Source organism: Gordonia aquimaris (genome assembly GCF_026262595.1).
In the GTDB taxonomy this organism is placed as follows: domain Bacteria; phylum Actinomycetota; class Actinomycetes; order Mycobacteriales; family Mycobacteriaceae; genus Gordonia; species Gordonia tangerina.
Genome location: NZ_JAPKFM010000029.1, coordinates 37,000 through 57,600, shown reverse-complemented (window position 1 = coordinate 57,600; position 20,601 = coordinate 37,000). Strand labels below are relative to the sequence as shown.

18 protein-coding genes and 1 pseudogene are annotated in these 20,601 nt (G+C 67.4%); 10 read left to right on the top strand and 9 right to left on the bottom strand.

Annotated elements, in window-relative coordinates; genetic code table 11:
- Positions 1-88: 88 nt before the first annotated feature.
- Positions 89-775: a TetR/AcrR family transcriptional regulator gene (locus OSB52_RS21255; protein ID WP_266063428.1), complete on the bottom strand. Its 687-nt coding sequence runs from the start codon at positions 773-775 to the stop codon at positions 89-91.
- A 152-nt stretch (positions 776-927) separates the two neighbouring features.
- Here OSB52_RS21255 and OSB52_RS21250 point away from each other — a divergent pair, with 152 nt between their 5' ends.
- From OSB52_RS21250 to OSB52_RS21235, 4 genes are all read left to right on the top strand, one after another.
- Complete coding sequence (locus tag OSB52_RS21250) at positions 928-2,505, top strand: MFS transporter (RefSeq protein ID WP_235721722.1); 1,578 nt, start codon at positions 928-930, stop codon at positions 2,503-2,505.
- A 9-nt stretch (positions 2,506-2,514) separates the two neighbouring features.
- Positions 2,515-3,105: a nitroreductase family protein gene (locus tag OSB52_RS21245; RefSeq protein WP_266063427.1), complete on the top strand. Its 591-nt coding sequence runs from the start codon at positions 2,515-2,517 to the stop codon at positions 3,103-3,105.
- A gap of 154 nt (positions 3,106-3,259) precedes the next feature.
- Positions 3,260-5,113: a 2-isopropylmalate synthase gene (gene leuA / locus OSB52_RS21240; RefSeq protein ID WP_266063426.1), complete on the top strand. Its 1,854-nt coding sequence runs from the start codon at positions 3,260-3,262 to the stop codon at positions 5,111-5,113.
- Between the two features lie 308 nt (positions 5,114-5,421).
- Complete coding sequence (locus OSB52_RS21235; RefSeq protein WP_266063425.1) at positions 5,422-5,874, top strand: DUF6325 family protein; 453 nt, start codon at positions 5,422-5,424, stop codon at positions 5,872-5,874.
- 16 nt (positions 5,875-5,890) lie between these two features.
- Here OSB52_RS21235 and OSB52_RS25075 read toward each other — a convergent pair whose 3' ends face one another.
- Both OSB52_RS25075 and OSB52_RS21225 read right to left on the bottom strand, forming a co-directional pair.
- Positions 5,891-8,560: a winged helix-turn-helix domain-containing protein gene (locus tag OSB52_RS25075; RefSeq protein ID WP_266063424.1), complete on the bottom strand. Its 2,670-nt coding sequence runs from the start codon at positions 8,558-8,560 to the stop codon at positions 5,891-5,893.
- Between the two features lie 397 nt (positions 8,561-8,957).
- Positions 8,958-10,424 (bottom strand): hypothetical protein, encoded by a 1,467-nt coding sequence (locus OSB52_RS21225; RefSeq protein WP_235721716.1) that lies wholly within the window; start codon positions 10,422-10,424, stop codon positions 8,958-8,960.
- Between the two features lie 239 nt (positions 10,425-10,663).
- Here OSB52_RS21225 and OSB52_RS21220 point away from each other — a divergent pair, with 239 nt between their 5' ends.
- Positions 10,664-11,044, top strand: coding sequence for an SHOCT domain-containing protein (locus OSB52_RS21220; RefSeq protein WP_235721715.1), 381 nt, complete (start codon positions 10,664-10,666; stop codon positions 11,042-11,044).
- Positions 11,045-11,082: 38 nt separating this feature from the next.
- Here OSB52_RS21220 and OSB52_RS21215 read toward each other — a convergent pair whose 3' ends face one another.
- Positions 11,083-12,222, bottom strand: a complete 1,140-nt coding sequence (locus tag OSB52_RS21215) for an alpha/beta hydrolase family protein (protein ID WP_266063423.1) — start codon at positions 12,220-12,222, stop codon at positions 11,083-11,085.
- Between the two features lie 89 nt (positions 12,223-12,311).
- On the opposite strand from OSB52_RS21215, the gene OSB52_RS21210 reads away from it, so the two are divergent.
- Both OSB52_RS21210 and OSB52_RS21205 read left to right on the top strand, forming a co-directional pair.
- Positions 12,312-12,473 (top strand): hypothetical protein, encoded by a 162-nt coding sequence (locus OSB52_RS21210; RefSeq protein WP_235721713.1) that lies wholly within the window; start codon positions 12,312-12,314, stop codon positions 12,471-12,473.
- 131 nt (positions 12,474-12,604) lie between these two features.
- A complete protein-coding gene (locus OSB52_RS21205; protein WP_235721712.1) occupies positions 12,605-12,760 on the top strand; it encodes a DUF1059 domain-containing protein in 156 nt (51 codons plus the stop codon).
- Between the two features lie 66 nt (positions 12,761-12,826).
- Here the strand turns inward: OSB52_RS21205 and OSB52_RS21200 are convergent, their stop codons facing one another.
- Positions 12,827-13,684: an oxygenase MpaB family protein gene (locus tag OSB52_RS21200; RefSeq protein ID WP_266063422.1), complete on the bottom strand. Its 858-nt coding sequence runs from the start codon at positions 13,682-13,684 to the stop codon at positions 12,827-12,829.
- Positions 13,685-13,763: 79 nt separating this feature from the next.
- Here OSB52_RS21200 and OSB52_RS21195 point away from each other — a divergent pair, with 79 nt between their 5' ends.
- Positions 13,764-14,390: a TetR/AcrR family transcriptional regulator gene (locus tag OSB52_RS21195; RefSeq protein WP_235721710.1), complete on the top strand. Its 627-nt coding sequence runs from the start codon at positions 13,764-13,766 to the stop codon at positions 14,388-14,390.
- Here the strand turns inward: OSB52_RS21195 and OSB52_RS21190 are convergent.
- The 3 genes from OSB52_RS21190 to OSB52_RS21180 all read right to left on the bottom strand — a co-directional run bounded on the left by OSB52_RS21190 (position 14,351) and on the right by OSB52_RS21180 (position 17,272).
- Entirely contained in the window at positions 14,351-15,118 is a 768-nt protein-coding gene (locus OSB52_RS21190; RefSeq protein ID WP_266063421.1) for an acetoin reductase, read from the bottom strand. The two genes, OSB52_RS21195 and OSB52_RS21190, sit on opposite strands and share 40 nt — an antisense overlap.
- The gene (locus OSB52_RS21185) at positions 15,115-16,170 is read right to left on the bottom strand and encodes a 2,3-butanediol dehydrogenase (RefSeq protein WP_235721708.1); all 1,056 of its coding nucleotides are present in this window, start codon (positions 16,168-16,170) and stop codon (positions 15,115-15,117) included. The genes OSB52_RS21190 and OSB52_RS21185 overlap by 4 nt, the downstream gene beginning before the upstream one ends.
- A gap of 214 nt (positions 16,171-16,384) precedes the next feature.
- Positions 16,385-17,272, bottom strand: coding sequence for a LysR family transcriptional regulator (locus OSB52_RS21180; RefSeq protein WP_266063420.1), 888 nt, complete (start codon positions 17,270-17,272; stop codon positions 16,385-16,387).
- A gap of 162 nt (positions 17,273-17,434) precedes the next feature.
- Between OSB52_RS21180 and OSB52_RS21175 the strand changes: the two genes are divergently transcribed.
- A complete protein-coding gene (locus tag OSB52_RS21175) occupies positions 17,435-18,454 on the top strand; it encodes an LLM class flavin-dependent oxidoreductase (RefSeq protein WP_266063419.1) in 1,020 nt (339 codons plus the stop codon).
- A gap of 87 nt (positions 18,455-18,541) precedes the next feature.
- Positions 18,542-19,537 (top strand): annotated as a pseudogene (locus tag OSB52_RS21170) (EamA family transporter); the annotation flags it as partial.
- On the opposite strand, the gene OSB52_RS21165 reads toward OSB52_RS21170, so the two are convergent.
- Positions 19,490-20,548, bottom strand: a complete 1,059-nt coding sequence (locus tag OSB52_RS21165; protein ID WP_235721705.1) for an alpha/beta hydrolase — start codon at positions 20,546-20,548, stop codon at positions 19,490-19,492. The pseudogene OSB52_RS21170 and the gene OSB52_RS21165 sit on opposite strands and share 48 nt — an antisense overlap.
- Positions 20,549-20,601 lie beyond the last annotated feature (53 nt).

The window sequence follows — 20,601 nt, the reverse complement described above, 5'->3', positions numbered from 1 at the left end:
GCGCGGTTGACACTATGCCGATGGCGCCGCTGTGGTGGGCGCATTTCTGGGGCGCATTTTTCGGAAGTATTGGCTTCGCCGGCGCGTCTCAGCCCTCGCCGCGGGCGGCGAACCCGGCACACAGGTAGGCGATGCCGTCCTCGAGGCGGGCTCGGGGATCGACCAACCGCGCCGACACCGGGTTGGCGCCCAGCGAGGACAGGTGCGGAGCCAGCGCCTTTGGCTGCCCGGCGATGAGATCGGCCAGACCGTCGGGCCCCTCGGACGGTTTCTCCGCCCGCAACAGGTCGTCGCTCACCGCCACCAGCGCGACGCCGTGCACGTGACTCCATACCGTCAGCGCCATGCCGGTGGCCTCGACGAGGTCGACACCGAGGTCGAGGAAACCCGCGGCGAACCAGTCCAGGCAGCGCAGCGATTCGTCGCCGAAACTGTGCCGCGGCGAGGAGTAGGCGAGCACCACCCAGGGGTGGCGCCGGTACAACTCCCAGTCGATGTCGACCACCACCCGGACGCGGTCGCGCCAGCCCCACGGCCCGGGGTCGGCAACCGGATAGGGAAACCGGCGACCGATCTCCTCCGACATCTCCTGCAGCAACGCATCCTTGTCGTCGACGTGGCGGTACAGCGACATCGCCCCGACACCCAGGTCATCGGCGATCCGCCGCATCGACAACGCCCCGATCCCGTCGCGATCGGCCACCGCGATCGCGGCGTCCACGATCGCCTCCAGCGTCAGTTTCAGGCTCGCGGCCCCCTTGTCCGCTGATGCCACCGACCGCTCCTTTCCGCATCACCCACGCAGGCGTCATCATCTGCGGGAATAAATGATTTGCGTACAGCGTACCCACATGGCGTACCGTCATTGCGTACGGCGTACGCGACCGGGTCGTCGTCGCCGTCCCAGCAGATCCAAGGAGCGTTGTCATGTCCGTCCTCACCCCCTCGTCCGATCGGCACCGGAACCCGTCCGGCACCGATCGACGTATGTGGTGGGGCCTGGCGGTGCTCACCCTCCCGGTCCTGTTGGTGTCGATGGACTTCTCCGTCCTCTACCTCGCGATCCCCGCCATCACCGACGCCCTGGCGCCGACCGCCGCGCAGCAGCTGTGGATCCTCGACATCTACGGCTTCCTGATCGCGGGCCTGCTCATCACCATGGGCAACGTCGGCGATCGCATCGGTCGGCGGCGTGTGCTGCTGATCGGCGCGGGCATGTTCGGCGTGGCCTCGGTGGTCGCCGCGTTCGCGCCGAACGCGGCGGTACTGATCGCGGCGCGGGCGTTGATGGGTGTCGGCGGTGCCACCCTGATGCCGTCGAGCCTGTCGCTGATCGCGAACATGTTCCCCGACGCCCGCGACCGTGCGAAGGCGATCGGCGTGTGGACCGCCGCCTTTGCCGGCGGCAGCGCGATCGGACCGGTGGTCGGCGGCGTGTTGCTGCATCACTTCTGGTGGGGTGTGGTCTTCCTGATCAACGTGCCGGTGCTGGCGGTGCTGTTCGTCGCCGCCCCGCGTCTCGTCCCGGAATACCGGGCGCCGGTGGTGGCCCGCTTCGACGTGGTGGGCGTGGTCCTGTCGTTGCTGGGCATCCTGCCGCTGGTGTACGCGGTCAAAACGATGGCCGCCGAGGGCACCGACGGCGGAGTGGTCGCGATCGGACTGTTCGGCGTGACGATGTTGGTCGCCTTCCTGGCCCATCAGCGCCGCGCGCCCGCCCCCCTGCTGGACCTCGCCCTGTTTCGCAACCCGCAGTTCAGTGCGGCCGTCTCGGTGGCACTGGTCGGCATGATGGCGCTGGGCGGGATGTCGTATCTGACCGGTGTGTACCTGCAGTCGGTCCGCGGTTTCGACGTCCTGACCGCGGCGCTGGCCGGTCTGCCGATGGCAGTCGCCGTGGCCGTGTTCTCCATCGGCGCGTCCCGGGTGGTTGCGGCGTTCGGCCTGCGTACCGCCTTCGTCGGGGCGGTGCTGTTCGCCGCGCTCGGCAACCTCGGACTGGTGGCATTGTCGCTGTCCAGCCCCCTGTGGGTGTATCTGCTGTTCACGTCGATCGCCGGCATCGGGTACGGCATCGTGTTCAGTCTGGTGTCCGATGTCGTCGTGGGGTCGGTGCCGGTGGAACGCTCCGGTGCCGCGTCCGGCATCTCCGAGACGAGTTTCGAACTCGGCACCGCGATGGGACTTGCCCTGCTCGGATCGCTGGCGACGTTGGTGTTCCGGGAACGCTCCGACGGCTGGAGCTTCGGCGACACCCTCGGCGACACGCTGCACCGGGCCACCGAGATGGGCACCGGCGGAACCGAACTCGCCGACGCCGCCCGCGTTGCCTTTGTCGATGGGATGCACGCGGCGTCACTGGCGAGTGTGATCGCGCTCGGGGTGCTCGCAGTGGTCCTGACCGTGGTCATGCGCACCCGCACCGCGTCGCGGACCGACGACCCGACGTCACGCACCGCAGCGCACGACACCGAGGTCGCCGACGTGGACGCCGTGCGCCCGTAACCTGGCGGCGTGCACGAACTCATCGCCGGTCGGCGCAGCGCGCGCGGCTACGACCCCGACGCCACCATCTCCGCCGACGACCTCACCTCGATCCTCGAGGCCGGACGCTGGGCACCCACGTGGGGACGCGTGCAGCCGGTGCGGTTCATGGTCGGCGTGCGCGGCGACGCCACGTTCACCGGGCTCACCGAGATCCTCACCCGCGGCAACGCGGGGTGGGCGCCCGCGTCGGCGGCCCTGGTGCTGGTGTGCACGGCCGCCGAACCCGACGATGAGAAGGCACGCACCTATGCTGCCGTCGACGTGGGTTTGGCTGTGTCGCAGATGATCCTGCAGGCGCAAGCAACCGGTTTCAACGGCCACCCGATGGCCGGATTCGATTCCGACGCGGCCCGGGCCAGGTTCGCCATTCCCGACGAGAGACGTCCGCTCGTGCTGCTCGGTATCGGCCAGATCGCCGACCCCGAGGCCGTGGCGCCCGACATCCGCGAACGCGACGCACGTCCACGCACGCGCCTGCCCCTGGATGAAGTGGCCTTCGCCGACACCTGGGGCAGCCCGTATTCGGCAAATGACCGACCTTGGCCAGAGGGCATTTGATCCGCGACCGTGGCGGGGAGTACAGTCCAGCACATGCAGCGTGCACTCCTTCTCGGTTGCCGCGGCGGGGTCTGATTCGACCGGCCCTCCGTCGCGGGGCCCTTTCACGCGCCGGTCTTCCTCCCCCGATCTGATTCACGGAGAATGACCCATCATGGCAGCAGCAGATAGCTTCACCTCCGGCACGAGCCGCATCGTCGAGCCCGCCGGACCGATTCCCGCAGACCAGCCGGTCTGGAACACCCAGCGCAGTTCGGCGATGCCGGTACACCGCTACCGCCAGTTCGCCGACGAGGTCGAGAACGTGTCGGTACCCGACCGCACCTGGCCCGACCAGACCATCACCACCGCCCCGCTGTGGTGTGCGGTCGACCTGCGCGACGGCAACCAGGCCCTGATCGACCCGATGAGCCCGGCCCGCAAGCGTCGGATGTTCGAGTTGCTGGTCCGCATGGGCTACAAGGAGATCGAGGTCGGCTTCCCGTCGGCGAGCCAGACCGACTACGACTTCGTCCGCGAGATCATCGAGGACGGCGCCATCCCCGACGACGTGACCATTCAGGTGCTGACCCAGTGCCGACCGGAACTGATCGAGCGGACCTTCGACGCGTGCCGCGGCGCCAACAAGGCCATCGTGCACTTCTACAACTCCACCTCGGTGCTGCAGCGCCGAGTGGTGTTCCGCGCCGACAAGGACGCGATCACCAAGATCGCCACCGACGCCGCCCACAAGGTTCTCGAGGAGCAGCAGAAGTACCCCGACACCCAATGGCGTTACGAGTACTCGCCGGAGTCCTACACGGGCACCGAGCTGAGCTATGCCAAGGAGGTGTGTGACGCCGTCACCGAGATCATCGCCCCCACGCCGGAGAACCCGATGATCCTCAACCTGCCGGCGACCGTCGAGATGGCCACCCCGAACGTGTACGCCGACTCCATCGAGTGGATGCACCGCAACCTGGCGCGCCGCGACTCGATCATCCTGAGTCTGCACCCGCACAACGACCGCGGAACCGCCGTCGCCGCAGCCGAACTCGGCTACCAGGCCGGCGCCGACCGCATCGAGGGCTGCCTGTTCGGCAACGGTGAGCGCACCGGCAACGTCTGCCTGGTCACCCTGGGCATGAACCTGTTCAGCCGGGGCGTCGATCCGCAGATCACCTTCTCCGACATCGACGAGATCCGGCGCACCGTCGAGTACTGCAACCAACTCAACGTGCCCGAACGCCACCCCTACGGCGGCGACCTGGTGTACACCGCCTTCTCCGGCAGTCACCAGGATGCGATCAACAAGGGCCTCGACCAGATGAAGTACGACGCCGACGACGCCGACCAGGATATGGACGACATCCTGTGGCAGGTGCCGTATCTGCCCATCGACCCGAAGGACGTCGGCCGCACCTACGAGGCGGTCATCCGCGTCAACAGCCAGTCCGGCAAGGGCGGTGTCGCCTACATCATGAAGGCCGACCACGGCATGAACCTGCCGCGCCGGCTGCAGATCGAGTTCAGCAAGGAGATCCAGAAGATCACCGACGGCGAGGGCGGTGAGGTCAACCCGAAGGAGATGTGGGACGTCTTCGCCGAGGAATACCTGAACCCGATCCGCCCGCTGGAGCGGATGCGCCAGAAGGTCGATGCCGCCGAGGTCGATGGCGGCGAGGACTACATCACTGCCGTGGTCAAGGTCGACGGCGTCGAGCGGGAGATCAGCGGCAGCGGCAACGGCCCGCTCGCAGCCTTCGTCGACGCACTGTCCACCGTCGGTTACGAGGTTCGGGTGCTCGACTACAGCGAGCACGCGCTGACCTCCGGCGGCGATGCAAGCGCGGCCGCCTACGTGGAGACCGAGGTCAACGGCGAGACCGTGTGGGGTGTCGGCGTCGCATCGTCGATCACCACGGCGAGCCTGCGCGCGGTGGTGTCGGCGGTCAACCGCGCCTACCGGGTGGCCGGTCCCGACCGCGGCGCCGACACCGAGACCGCGCCGCGGACCTGGGCTCCCTGATCCGCCGACACGATCTGGCCGGCGCAGTCCGGACAGATCACCCCGCGTGCGTCCCCGACGCCGCACGATGACTCGCGATGCCCGGACGACCTCCGCGCGCATCGTGGCAGAGACTGGGCCGGAACCCATGTGAAGCGGGCGATCCCCGCCGAGGAGTTCCGGCCCATTCTCGTGCTCGGGCGCGCTCTGCAGGCAATCACCCGTTCCGGATGACGACGCGCGCGCGGATCGTCGAACACAATCGAGACCAGGTCATCTCGGTGAGCCCATCGCACCGAGGGCCGCCCGTCGCCGGCGAGGAGGAGCGTATGACCACCCCGCCCGGAACCGATTCACACGACCTGGGTCCGATCGATTATCTGGTCGTCGAACTCCCGCACGGAACAACGACTCTGACCAACAAGATGATCGATCACATCGCGCGATCGGTCGCGGATCGCACGCTGCGAATCCTCGAACTGCTCATCGTCGGGCGGGACAGCACCGGCCATGTCACGGTCACCGAGTTCGAAGAGTTGGCCGACGCAGGACTGCGTGGTCTGGACGTCTCACTTGTGGAGATACTCGCCGTTGAGGATGTGGAGAACCTGGCCGGCGCGATCGCGCCCGGCCGGTGTGCGGCGGTCATCGTGTGGGAATACCTGACGGCGGCATCCTTCAGCGCCGCAGCCCGCGAGTCCGGGGCGAAGCTGGTGGCACAAGGACGAATTCCGACGCAGGCGATCGCCGCAACCCTGCGTGGTGACGACGACAACGGCTGAGACGTGGCCTGGCCGCTCAGATCAGATGTCGCTCCCGCGCCCGATCGACCGCGTCTCGGCGTGAGGACACCCCGAGCTTGCGATAGATCGACTGCTGATGGGTTTTCACCGTGTTCACGGAGACGAACAGGTCCGCCGCGATCTCGGCCGCCTTGTACATCGTCGGAAGGTACTGCAACACCATCAGCTCTCGGTCGGTCAACGACTCCACCGGCGGCACAACGACTGTCGAGTCCGGTGTGCCGACTCGCCCGCAGACGCCGAGCAGGTCGCGGACGAACTCCGTATCCTCGGCGGTCACGTGCTCCAATCGGGTGAGCAACGCCGCCACCGGCGCACCACCGGCCACGAACGGCCGGATCTGACGCACCGGCGCGGCCAGCCGTACTGCCGCCGTCAGGTGCTGCAGGGCAGCCACGTCTCGGTGAAGTCGCGCCCACGCCACAGCTGTCAGGATCTCCGCCTCGACCGCCTGCAGCCGATGCGGCGCGAATCCGTCGGCGGTGCCCAGCACGTCGATCGCCACTGCCGGGCGGCCCGCAGCCAGCTGCGCCTTCGCCAATACGACGCGGGTCAGCGCCCCTTCGTAGGTCGCTGACGCGTCCGGCCGCGTCAGCGACGTGATCACGGATTCGGCCTCCCCCATCAGGATTCGGGTCTCCGCGATCGCCGCGTCGTACCAGCTGCGCACCAACAGGGGCAGCCCGGAGGTCGATCGCCGCGCGATTTCCAGGCGACGGCATTGTGCGCGCGCCGCGTACACGTCGGCCCGTGTCACCGCGACACCCACCGCGACGGCCTCACCGATCAGCAACGCCGCGGTATCGGTGCCCGGCCCCACGGCACGCCGCGCCATCGACACCGCCCGATCGGCTGCGTCGAGATCATGCCGTTCGAGATCCAGCAGGGCCTGCGCCGCGTACAGCGCCACCGCCTGCGGCTGCCGTGTCCACCCTCGCCGCTCGACCAACGCGGTCATCGCCGCGATGCGATCGGCGACGACCCCCAGTTCTCCCCGCGTCACGTCGATCAGGGCCAGGTAGGTCTCGGCAGCCAGCGCGGTGAGGCCCAACCCGAGATCCTCGGCCGTCGCCGCACTCCCGACGAGTTCCGTTGCGGCCGCGTCGACCTCACCTCGATGGAACAGACCGATCCCCCGGTTGTTACGCGCCATGAGTGTGTATGCCCGGGCCGCCGGGATCTCGACCCGGGACGCCGACGCCACCAGGTCCAGGACCTCGTCGCAGCGATCGATCAGCTCGGGCAGACGAGAACTGCGCGCTGTCACCATCCGGGTCAGCGCGATCAGAATCCGTGACCCCGGCGTCGCTCGGGCGGGCTCGGCGTCCAGGAGTTCGGCGGCGTCCTCGGCATTGCGCGACATCTCGCCGAAGTCGCCGCGGTGATAGCAGAGGACCGCGGCGGCCAGGAGCGTGTCGGCAGTCGGACGTCGGGCCGCCTCGCGGGCCGCCGACTCGAGCGCACCGGCGAGCTCAGATGCCTGCGGCGACAACACCAGCGGCCCGGCGACATCGCCGAGCACAGTGGTCACCTCGTGCCAGGCCCCAGCGCGGGCGAAGTGGTCGATCGCCGCGATCGGGTCGTCGTTGCGAACACACCAGTTCGCCGCGCGGCGATGCAGATCGGCAGGCGCGTCGGGATTCTCGGCGCCCAGCCGATCGATGAGCAATTCCCGGAAAAGCGGATGATAGGCGTACCAGTCCGGCCGATCGGCCAGTCGGACGGTCAGCACGTTGCGCGCGACCAGATCGTCGAGGACTCGACGGCTGTCCGCGCGCCCGGTCAGTGCCCGCGCCAACGACGGTGTGATGCTCTCCCCGACAGACGTGGCCAGCAGGAATCGACGGTCGGTCGGCGCGAGATCCTCGAGGACCTCTTCCAGCAGGTAGGCGGCCACGAGATCATTGCGGCCGGTGAGCCGATCCGACGTGACGTGTCCGAGGTCGTCGCGGGCGCTGAGCACCGCCAGACGCAAACCGGTCGCCCATCCCTGAGTCCGTTCGAGGAGCGTATCCACCTCGGTGGCGTCGAACTCGCTGCCCACCATCCGGCCGAGATCGACGACGTCGTCTCGGGTGAATTGCAGATCGCGCATGCCGACCTCGATCAGCCGCCCCTCGAGCCGTACTCGCTGCAACCGCAGGTCCGCGGCCGCGCGCGTGATCAGTACCAGCCGCAGCCGCTCGGGTTGCCGCGCGACCAGGTGCCGGATCGAGTCCATGACGTCGGGCGCATCGATTCGGTGCACATCGTCGAGCACCAGGGTCACCGGGGTGGGCGACGACGCGAGTCCGTCGACGATCATGTCCACCTCGGGCTCGGCGAACGCCGGCCCGGGCGCGATGTCGAGCAACGCACCCGACCCGGTTGACGCACCGCCCGCAGTGAGCGACCCGAGGATGTCGCTCCACAGGGCACGCATGCCGTGGGGCTCACCGACCGCGAGCCACGCGACCGGACCGTCGGCCACGCGGTGCTGCAACCACGATGCGACGGCGAGTGACTTTCCGTAACCGGCACCGGCCTCGACGACCGCGATATCGCCGGGGCCACAGGCACTGAGCGTCTGGTCGATCCGGTGCCGATGTACGTAGGCAGGAGGCAGCGCCGGCCGTGCGGTGCGCAGCCGCAATCCCGGCGCCAGTCGACCGCTAGGTGCGTCCACTCGGTACCCACTCCGTGTCACCCCCGACACGACCTCGGGGACCCGCGAAGATGATATCGGCAAGCCGGTGAGAGGGCGAGAGGGCGAGCAATCATCCGGTCCGGGTGACCTCCCCGGCGGCTGTGGCCTGGCATCATCGAGAGAAAGTCACCACACGAGGGAGGCGATCGGAGATGCCGATGCGCCACGGTCGGCTCAGCCGGCGCGCTGTGATCGGACACCCCGTCGTCCGGTCACCCGCTCCCCCGGATTCGGCGTCGCTGGTCGCCAGAGGCGTGGCGCGGCGCAAGACGCGCGACGGACGCAGCGGAAACGACGGCTCCTGAGGCTCGTTGCGGTGCTGCGCGCGGTGTGAGGGTGGCCCTTCGTGACGCGAACTCGCAGGCGCGCTCGCTGATCAGGGACCAGGGGTGGCGGCCTCGGCCGCCACCTCGCGGCGCGCAGGCCGCATCGCGATCTCGAGAGCCGCCAGCGCCAGGCAGGTGATCACGACAGTCCAGATCACCACGAGTCCGGTCGGGTAGGACCAGAACATCAGGATGAGCGCGGCACCGACCACCACGGCGATCCGCACCGGGATACGGGCCTGATAAAGGGCTTGCTCCACAGCATTCGGTGCACGCTGCTTGCGCCGCGCGTCGAGAGCTCCGATCCCGCCGGTGAATCCACGCCGGATCGCCTGCGCCGATCGGGAGCCGCCGGCGAAGAACACCACAAGCGCCACCACCAGCGCGGCGACTGCGACCGCCCGCAAGGCCAACCGCAACGGATTGACGACGGTATCGAAGATCACCCGCGCGGCATCGGGAGCGAGTACGTCGGCCGGGATCTCGCTCATGTACACGGCACGACCGATGAGCAGTCCGATGGCCAACAACAGCATCGCCACCACGATCGAGACCGCGACCACCGCGGTCATCCGCAATCGCCGTCCCGCTCCGATGACCGCGATGGCGCCGATGGCGGCGGCGAGGGCCAGCCACGGCAGCACATCGGCGACCTTGTCCAGCGCGTTCACCCACCGTTGCGCGTTCGCCAGCTGCGGGGACTCGAACACCACGAAGCTCTTGTCGACCTGAGGGATGTTGTTCGCGAAAGCGAATCCGCGGTCGGAAAGGATCTGTTTGACCTGTTCGATGATCGGGCCGAGCTCGATGCTGATGGCGCCGTTGGGATCGACCTCGACCGCACCGCGCTCGGTGTCGCCGGTGAGCACCGCCACCACCGACTGGTGTGCGGCACGGTTGGCCGTCACCCACAGTTGTTCGAACTGGTCGGACTGCACGAATCGGCTCACGGTCTGCTCGATGAACGACTCGGCCTGGTTGGCCAGCACCGGAGCCAGACCGACGACGGTCTGGTCGATGCGGGGACGCTCGGCCGGAGTCAGATCCACGAGTTGCTGCAGCGCGTCCTCGGTGATCTGCCGGATGTCGACCTGCTCGTCGATCGCGGCGGTGATCGCGTCGGTGACCTGGCCCTGCACGGCCGGATCTGATGCCAGCGGCGCCACCGTCGTCAGATAGTGGTCGGTGTCGAGGAGTTCGCCACGCACGTAGCGCGTCGTCACCGACAGCAACGTCAGCAGGGCACACAGCACCACGAGTACCACCGCGGTGAAACGTCGCCAGAACATCCGACGTTGCGGTGCCGGGGTGGCGCGCAGTTCGGCGACCTGCGCCCGCAGGCGTTGGAGTTCGGCCCGCTCGTCGGGGTCGAGTGGGCCCTCTTTTCCGTCGACTGGGCCCTCTTTCTCGTCGACTAGGCGCTCCGCAGCGGTCCCCGCGGGGTGTTGCGCACCGGCGTCTTCCGGACGATCGGCACCCGCGTCCGGTTCGGGATGCCCTCCGGTCGGCTCACTCACGTCGTGTCTCCGCTCTGTCGATGCCCGCGAATCCTCGCATGGCGAGATCGAACCCGCCGGTCAATGCTCCGACCTTCCCACGAGATGGACACCGACCACATCCTCCGTGCCGGGTGAGTACGCGACGACGACCCGGAAGTCACCCATTCCAGGTGATCCGCCGTGGGCTCGCAGCAGGCATTCTGACCTGACGATCCGTCTGCGGCATCGCCATGCCGCCACGTTCAAGGAGTGACGACATGTGGGACTCGTTCTGGGACTTCATCTGGTACACCGTGGTGATCTTCATCTTCGTGGCGTACCTGATGATGCTGTTCTGGATCATCAGCGACCTGTTCCGCGATCGGGCCCTGTCGGGCTGGTGGAAAGCCGTGTGGATGGTGTTCTTGATCTTCATCCCCTGGCTCACCGCGCTGGTCTACCTGATCGCGCGCGGTCCCGGTATGTCCCAGCGCGCCGCCGAGACCCAGAGCCAGATGCAGCAGCAGTCCGACGCCTACATCCGGTCGGTGGCCGGCAAGTCTTCAGCCGACCAGATCGCCGACGCGAAAGCACTTCTGGATGCCGGCACCATTGATCAGCAGGAGTTCGAGGCGCTGAAAGCCAAGGCGCTGAGCTGAGCTGACCGCGCCACCGTCGGGGATCAGCCGGCGAGGGTTCAGTCGGCGGGGATCACCCGGTCCAGGAAGTCGAGGACGTCGTCCATCCCACCGTCGGCCCGCAGGTCGGTGTGATCGCTGTTGATCGTCTTCAACTCGTAGTCGGTCCCCGCCTTGCGGAACGCACGCAGCAGCGCATAGGTCATCGGAATCGGCACGGTGAAATCGCGCAGGCCGTGCACGATCAGGATCGGACCGCCCTGCTCGCGCACGGGCACCTCCATGTACCTGCGGAGCGCGTCACGAAAGGTGTCGTCGCCGAGCGACTTCGACAGCAACGCATCGGGCCGGGTGCCGTCGAGGATCGACTCCCATTGCGGACCACACGATCGGCCCACCTCGGCTACGACCCGCCTGCCGAAGTCCGAGAGGTACGTCGACACGTCGACATCGTGCTGGTTGGCCGACATCCCGGCCAGGACCGCTGCCAGCGGCCCCGACATCGCCCGCGGCAGGGCGGGGATCCCGGGCCGCATCAGCGGGATGACATCCTCGAAGTTCGACGCCGGGGCCAGCGCAGCCGTGCCGCGGAAGTCGAGCTCAGGCGCATAGTCGTGTGCGTAGTGGCCGGCGGCGAGCGCCGCGTGGCCACCTTGCGACGACCCGGCAGCGGCCCAGGTCTCCGAGAGCCCGATGATCACCGTGCGTGCGGCTCTGACGATGTCGATGACCGCGGTGGCCTCCGAGCGTGTGTGCAAGTAGGCGTGCGGGCCGAGCGAATTCGGACCGAGCCCGACGTAGTCGGTCGCCACCACGGCATATCCCGCCCCGGTGAGGGCGCCGACGACCGGCGCCGTCGATCGGATGAGATCGCCGGAATCGGCCAGGCCACAGCTCTCACCGAGCCCGGAGGTGCCGTGCGCCCACGAGATGATGGGCCATCCCCCGCGAGGTCGGGCACCGTCGGGCAGCGCGACGATGCCGCTCGCCGGTACCACAGCGCCGCGCGCATCCTTCGTCAGATACGACAACCGCAGCACCCGATCCAGTCCGCCCCACTCCCCCAACTGGGTCAACGCGATCGCACGCCCCGGTTGACCGGCAACCGACTGTGCGGAGGTGGGCGCGCCGACGATGACAGACCCCATCATCGCCACGACACCGAGCAGCACGAACAGGATCGTGCGCGATCTGCGCATATGTCACACACCGCGGCCGGATGTGAGAGTCCCAACCGTCAGCGTCTGCTGAGGTGCCACGGGACTCCTTCGTTCGGACAATGGATGTCATGAACACTCTAGCGATGGCTTCCGCGCTGGCCCTGGTGGCGGTGGCGACCGTGACCACCGGCGCGGTGGGCGCTCTGATCGGAATCGTCTCCCGCGCCGACGCGCACCCCGCACCCGTTCGGGTCCCGCGCCAACCCCCGGACGTGGTCCCACACCGCTGAATCGGCCCGCACGGTCCCTATCGGCACCAGCCGTCTATGTGAGACGCTCGCCACAGGTACGCTCACGCAAGTTGCGGAACACACCATGTGACGAGAACACCTGGCATCGGCCGAACGAGGTGAGGATCGAAATGAACCGACCGAAGACGCGTCTGACCTGTCCGTGCGGCGAGGCGATCAAGGGCGCCGACGAGGACGAGCTGGTGGTGAAGGTGCGCGAGCACCTCAAGGAGAATCACCCGGGACACGACTACAGCCGCGACGAGATCTTGTTCATGGCGTATTGAGTCGACGCCCGGCACGTGTGGCGTGGCCGAGATCCGCGTCCGTCAGGCCCCGGACGTTGCACTCACCTACTCGACATGCACCGGGCAGCCCGGTGCGAAGGTGCCCATCTTCTCGATGTCGTATCCGTTGGGGTAGGAGCGGATTCGTGGCATGTTCTGCACCAGCGCCGGCTTGCGCCGTGCCGGGAAGTACCGGAGAGCCCGGGCACGCGCCTTGAGCGCACCGACCGACAGCGCGCGTGCCACCGGGCCGGGTTCGGGATACCGGAACGCCGTGATCAATGGTTCGTCCATGAGCGACCGGCTGAGGATGTTGACGGCCCGTGCGGCGATCGACGGATAGAACGAGGCCATCAGGTCCATGGTCGAGTCCGCGACGCGACGCGCCCCGTCGTCGAAGGCGAAATGCTCGTCCTCATAGGCGTCCATCAGGGTCTCGAACTCGTCGTAGGTGTCCGGGATGTCCTTGATCGCCATGTGCCGGCCGAGATCCTGGTAGTAGCGGACCATCGCGACGCGCTCATTCGCCTGAAGTTCACGCCACCCGAACCGCGCCAGCCACCGCACCGGGACCACCACGAACGTCGACAGCACGTAGCGCATGTCGTCGTTGGAGATGTCGTACATCTTGTGCATCTGGTTGATGCGACGGATGGCGGCCTTGCCGGATGCACTGTCGAAACCTTCGACGAGGGGAACCTCGAGCAGGATCGCGGTGTCGTCATAGCGCTTCTGGGTCTGCCGGGTGAACGCGCCTGTGCGATCGAGCAGGTTACCGATGCTCGGGACAGCGTAGGTGCGGAACAGCGCGAAACTCAGTGACTGGTTGATATCCCATGGGAATTCGTAGGTCGACAGGTTCCGGTAGATCTCCACATACCGGGTCTCCGGGTCCAGTCCGGTGTTGCGGTTCGTTGTGCTCACAGCTGTCTCCTCATCTGGATGGGAGATAGCGTAAGTGCACTTATGGTTTTGTGCAACCCATCACATCTACACTGTCGATGTGAGCTCCACAGCGAAGAAGACCAGTACGCCGTCACACTCGGCACGAGTCCGGTATCTGGACGCGGGCCTGCGTGTTTTGGCAGATCAGGGACACGCGGGGTTGAAGTTGGCGACCGTGTGTGAAGTCGTCGGCGCCACCACGGGTTCGTTCTATCACGCGTTCTCGAACTGGCCCGCCTACACCTCAGCGCTCATCCACCATTGGCGCGAGAAGGAGAGTCGGCGTCCGATCGCCGAGGCCCGCACGGTGACCGACCCGGTTGCCCGCCTGCAGTTCCTGACCGACATCGCGATGCGATTGCCCCATGACACCGAGGCGGCGATCCGGGTGTGGGCCGAACACGACCCCGACGTGCGCGCCGTGCAGGACGACGCCGACGACGAACGACGCCGGTTCATCTCCGACACCTATCTCGAGGTGGTCGGAAACCGAGCCGACGCCGATCATTACGCCACTGCGGCGATGTATCTTCTGGTCGGCTACGAGAACGGCACCCTCCGATCTCGGGAGACACTCGAGTGGGCTTTTCAGACCTTCATCGAGCAGGCCCTGCGCCAGGCCGGACGTATCGCCGAGACGACGACTCAGCGGAAGACCAGCCCTCCGTCAATCAGCACGGCCTGACCGGTCATGTAGTTCGAATCCGGTCCAGCGAGGTACGAGACAAACGCAGCCACATCTTCGGGCGTCTGCGCGCGCCCCAACGCGATACCGCCGACGAACTTCTCGTAGGTCTCCCCCTCAGCTGCCCCGGTCAGCTCGGCAAAACGTTTGTCGATGGTCACCCACATATCGGTACCGACCACCCCCGGACAGTAGGCGTTGACAGTGATACCTTGCGCCGCGTATTCCTTTGCAGCGGCTTGCGTCAGGGCACGCACCGCGAACTTGGTAGCGCTGTAGACACCGAGCATGGGGAACCCGTCGTGGCCGGCGATGGAGGAGGCGTTGATGATCTTTCCCCGCGTGCCGTTTGCGGTGAATCGCGCTGCTGCGGCTTGGATTCCCCACAGCACGCCGTTCACGTTGACCGACCAGATGCGCTCTAGCTCGTCGGGCCGCACGTCGTCGATCGGCGCGACCTGGGCGATGCCGGCGTTGTTGATCATGACGTCGAACCCGCCGAACGCCTCCTGAGCGTGATCCACGGCGGCGAACACCTGTTCCCGGTCGCTGACGTCGGCGACGAACGCGGTGGCCTTGCCGCCGAGTCCGCGGACCTCGTCTACTACCGAGCCGATACCGGCCTCGTTGACGTCGACGAGCGCGATGTCGTGTCCGTCGGCAGCCAACCGCAGCGCGATGCCACGGCCGATGCCCTGCCCACCGCCGGTGATGAGTACGACGCTCATGCCGCCACCTCCGCCGGGTCCACGAGCACCTTCATCTTCGCTCCGGCATGCAGCGCGTCGAAGCCGTCGTCCACCACGCGATCGAGACCTATCGTGTCCACCCACCCTGTCGTGTCGTACCGACCCTGCGACATGAGATCGATGACGGCGTCGAAGTCCGCCGAGGTGTAGCAGAGCGAACCCTGAATGCGGGACTCGTTCATCACGAGCCGCTGAAGTGTTGTGGTCAGCGGTTTCTCGTAGATGGCGACGCTGACCAGCGGCTGTCGGGCACCGATGCAGTCGAGTGCCGTGTTGACGGCCGGTTCCACCCCGGCCGCGTCGAAGATGGCGTCGGCACCCCGACCGTCGGTGGTGTCGGCGACGAACTCCGCGACGTCGAGCGAAGTCGGGTCGAGTGTCGTCGCGCCCAACGCCTCGATGGCGGCGCGTCGCGTCGCCGACGGCTCCACCACATACACGTTCTCCAGCCCCTTGCCACGCAGGGCGAACCACAGTCCGATCCCAATCGGCCCGGCACCGAACACCATCGCGGTGTCGTCGGCCTGTGGCTGCCCCAGCGTCGCCGCGTGGTATGCCACCGACATCGGTTCGACGAGCGCGCCCAGCTCGAGTGAGACGTTCTCCGGCAGTTGATGAATCATGTTCGCCGGGACCACTGTGTACTCGGCCATTCCACCGTCGGACATCAGGCCGTGAAAGCCGATGTGCTGACAGATGTTGTAGTTGCCGACTCGGCACGGGCCGCAGTGCCCGCAACGGTAGATCGGTTCGATGGCGACCCGATCACCGGCATGAACGCCGGTGACGCCGTCGCCGACCTCGGTGACGGTGCCCGAGAACTCGTGACCGAGCACCAGCGGCAACTGTGCTCCGGTGAGCGGGTGCGGCTCGGTGGGGATGAAGATCGGTCCGGCGAAGTACTCATGCAGATCTGTGCCGCAGATCCCGTTGAAGCCGACCTGCACCTTGACCTCACCCGCGCCGGGCGAAGGTTCGGGTACGTCGGCGATCTCCACCTTGTTCGCGCCGTAATAGACAGCTGCTCGCATCAGTTCTGACTCCTGTTTCTCGGCTGATTCCGATGCGTTCATGACTATGTGACTCAGCGCACAACTTGCCAGGGTTGCAGTGCGTTGCATCTACCCACGCGCAACCCTCCGCCCCTGCAGTCACCGGTGTGATCCACGCGCCGACTCGCTCCGGCATGAGGAGCGCCGACGCAAACTGCGACATCACGCGACTGCGCCGGGCAGAACGCTCGGCTCACCGCTGTCCGGCGGCCTCCGCCGACGCCACCAGATGATCGACGACGTCGGTCACCGCCCGTCGCATCCCCGGCCGAGTCAAGGCCTCATAGACACGGGCCGCGCGAACTCCCTTGAGCGTCAGTCGCTTCACCCCGGGATGGCGCACCGCGAACCGCGGGATCAGGGCGATGCCGTGGTCGGCGGCCACGATGGACTGGATGGTGCCGAAGTCCAGCATCCGCTGGGTCACCCGCGGCGCCACCCCGGTCACCGCCGAAATCGACAGCAGCACATCGTCGACGGGGAAACCGCCCTCCACGCTGATCCAGTCGCAGTCGGCCAGGTCGTCGACCTCGATGTCGTCGCGGTCGGCGAACTCAGAACCCGCGGCGACCACCACGTCGACGGGCTCACGCATCAATTCGGTCACCTCGACCCGCGGAGCCCGCACCGGTGCCGTGCGTTCATCCCGGTGGGTGACGACGATGTCGAAGTCCGCCAGCGCCGGGGCGGCATCGGGGTAGCCCACATCGAGCTCGGCGGCGATCACCTCGACACCCGAGCCGGCGACTCGGTCCAACACCCCGGGCAACAGCAGCGCAGCACCCGACGGGAACATCGCCAGGCGCACCGTCGCGGCGCCCGACCGGTAGCCCTCCATCTCCTCCTGCGCCCGTTCGACTGCCGCGATCACCTCATCGGCGCGCAGCACCAGCGCGCGGCCGGCGTCGGTCAGCCGGATGCGGCGTCCATCCTGGGCCAGCAGGTCGACGCCGGCCTCCTTCGTGAGAACCTTCAACTGCTGTGACACCGCCGACGGCGTCATGTGCATGGCGTCAGCCACCGCTCCGATCGAGCCGCGGTCGGCGAACTCGCGCAGTAATCGCAGCCGCTTCACATCCACGCACCTCAACGTACTGTGCCGACTCACGTCGGCCGCGCACATTCATCCCCGGGTACCAGCACACCCCGCCGCGAGTGAGTGGAGACTCTGGCGAATGCGGGGCGGAGAACCCCTTCACCAGGCGCCGGGAATGAAGCGGACCGGAGTACCGTTTGGAGGCGTATGAAGAACATCGGGTTCCTGTCCTTCGGACATTGGTCGGATGCGCACGGTTCGCAGGTGCGGTCCGGGTCCGACACATTGCTGCAGTCCATCGACCTGGCGGTGGCGGCCGAAGAACTCGGCGCCGACGGCGCGTACTTCCGCGTGCATCATTTCGCGCGTCAGCTCGCCTCACCGTTCCCGTTGCTGTCGGCGATCGGCGCAAAGACCGACCGCATCGAGATCGGCACCGGAGTGATCGACATGCGCTACGAGAACCCGCTGTACATGGCCGAGGACGCCGGAGCCGCCGACCTTATCTCCGGCGGACGACTGCAACTCGGCATCAGCCGCGGATCGCCCGAGCAGGTGATCGAGGGATACAAGTACTTCGGCTATGCGCCCCCCGAAGGGTCCACCGACGCCGACATGGCGCGTCAGCACACCGACGTCTTCCTCAAGGTCATCTCGGGAGATGGCTTCGCCCAACCGAATCCGCGGCCGATGTTCCCGAACCCACCGGGACTGCTACCCATCGAACCCCAGTCCCCCGGGCTGCGCGAACGCATCTGGTGGGGTGCGGGCTCCCGCGCAACCGCGGAATGGACTGCGCAGCAGGGTATGAACCTGATGAGCTCGACGCTACTCACTGAGGACACCGGCGTACCGTTCCACCAGCTACAGGCCGAGCAGATCGAGCGATATCGGAAGGCGTGGACCGACGCCGGCCACTCTCGTGAACCGCGGGTGTCGGTGAGCCGCAGCATCTTCGCGATCGTCGACGACCTCGACCGTGCCTACTTCGGTCGCGGTGGCTCCGAGGACGATCAGGTGGGCGTGATCGACAACGCCGTCGCCCGCTTCGGCCGCAGTTACGCCGACGAACCGGACAAGCTGATCGAGCAGTTGCGCGAGGACGAGGCCATCGCCGCCGCGGACACCCTTCTACTGACCGTTCCCAATCAACTCGGCGTGGACTACAACGCACACGTCCTCGAGTCGATCCTGACGCACGTGGCGCCGGCGCTCGGCTGGCGGTGACAATGCACTGACAATGTAGAGAAACTACATCATCAGTGCACAACAATTCGATTGTCCTTGATCGAATTCGTCTCCACGATGGTCGTCATGACCAATCGCGACCGGCTCCTCGGGCTTGCAGTGGTGGCGCTGTGGGGACTGAACTTCATTGCGATCCGCCTCAGCCTCGACCACTTCCCGCCGTTTTTCTGCGCAGCGCTGCGCTTCGCGGTGATGGCCGTCCCGGTCATCGCGTTCGTCACCTTCCCGCACGTGCGCCTGCGGTGGTTTCTGCTGTACGCCACCGGATTCGGCTTCGTCCAGTTCGCCTTCCTGTTCCTGGCGATGCATCTGGGGATGCCAACCGGACTCGCGTCGCTGGTGCTGCAGACGTCGGCTCCGTTCACCGTGCTGCTCGGAGTGCTGTTCCTGCGCGAGCGCATGGCCCTGCTCCAGGTGGTGGGCATCGTGGTGGCGGTGCTCGGCATGGCGGTCATCGGGATCGACCGCGCCACCGGCAGCCCGCTCGGGCTGGGTGCGCTGGTCCCGATGGTGCTCACGGTGCTCGGTGGCCTCGGCTGGGCGTTCGGCAACATCGGCAGCAGGCTCGCCGCGCAGCATCCGCCCACGCGGCCGGCCCCCGACGCCCGCCTCGACAACGCGCTGCGCATGACCCTGTGGATGTCGGTGGTCCCACCGATCCCGTTCGCCGCGATGAGTCTGGTGTTCGACGGACCCCGCGCCGGTGTCGAGTCGCTGACCACTCTCGACTCGCGCAGCGGTCTGCTCGCGCTGGCCGGACTCGCCTACACGGTGCTGCTGGGCACCGTGGTCGGGTCCGGGCTGTGGGTGTACCTGATGTCGCGCCACCCCGCCAGCAGCGTCGCGCCGCTGTCGTTGTTGGTGCCGATCGTCGGCATCACCGCGGCGTGGGCATTGCTGGGTGAGCGTCCGAGCGCCGTCGAGCTGATCGGCGCGATCACGGTGATCGTCGGATGCGCGGTCGGCGTGCTGGCCGCTCCGAGGTCGCGACCCAAGCCCCCGGCCGATACCGGGTCAGCGAAACGCGTACGCGAGCGCGGCGCCGATGCGCTCGACGGCGGCACGCGCGTCCGGGCTGATCAGCGTCATGTTGGCGAAGGCGTGGATCAGGTTGCCGGCGCGGTCGAGGGTCACCGGGACACCCGCCTGCTTGAGACGATCGGCATAGGCGATGCCCTCGTCGCGCAGCGGATCGAATCCGGCGACGATCACATACGCAGGCGCGAGTCCGCTGAGATCGTCGGCCAGCAGCGGTGAGACGCGCGGATCGGAGCGCTGGGTCGCGTCGGGCACATAGTGGTCGGTGAACCAGTCCATGTGTTCGTCGGTGAGATACAGGCCTTCAGCGAACTCGCGGCGCGACGCCCGTTTCGTCGTCACGTCGACCACCGGGTAGATGAGCATCTGCAGGCAGGGGGTGATCGCGTCGTCGCGGACCTGCTGTGCCACCACCGCAGCCAGGTTTCCGCCGGCGCTGTCGCCGCCCACCGCGATGCGCTCGGTCGCCACACCCCATTGCGGCGCCTTTTCGACCGCGAAGCGCCACGCGGCGACCGCGTCGTCGACGGCAGCCGGGAACGGATGCTCCGGGGCCAGCCGGTAGTCGACGGACAGGATGTCGGCGCCGGTCGACAACGCCAGCCGACGTACCAGGTTGTCGTGGCTGACCCGATCACCCACCACGAACCCGCCACCGTGGAAGAAGACGAGAATGCCGGCCGAACGCACCCGGGCGCGGTACCGCGTGGCCGGTATCGGTCCACCGGGTCCGTCGATGAGCAAGTCCTCTTCGACCGCCATCGCCGGCAGATCCTCCGCCAACGTCGCCGCGTTGGCGGTCAGATCCGCGCGCGCCTGCGACACCGGTTTGCCGGCGATCTCGAAAGCCGGCACCTTGTCGGCGATCAGTCCGGTCAACGCCATCTCCGGCGACAACCGGTCACCGTCGGCGTTGACCCGGCCCCACTGGCCGGCGAAGCGCAACACCACCGGTGGGATGCGTCCGGCGGAGCGCATCAGCGCACGCCGGACCCGGGTGGGCAGGGACGGAGACATCGCTGTGGCCTGACTCACGTCCGTGAGCGTACCGGCGCCGCACGGGCGACCTGTCGACGGGCGCTTGTGTC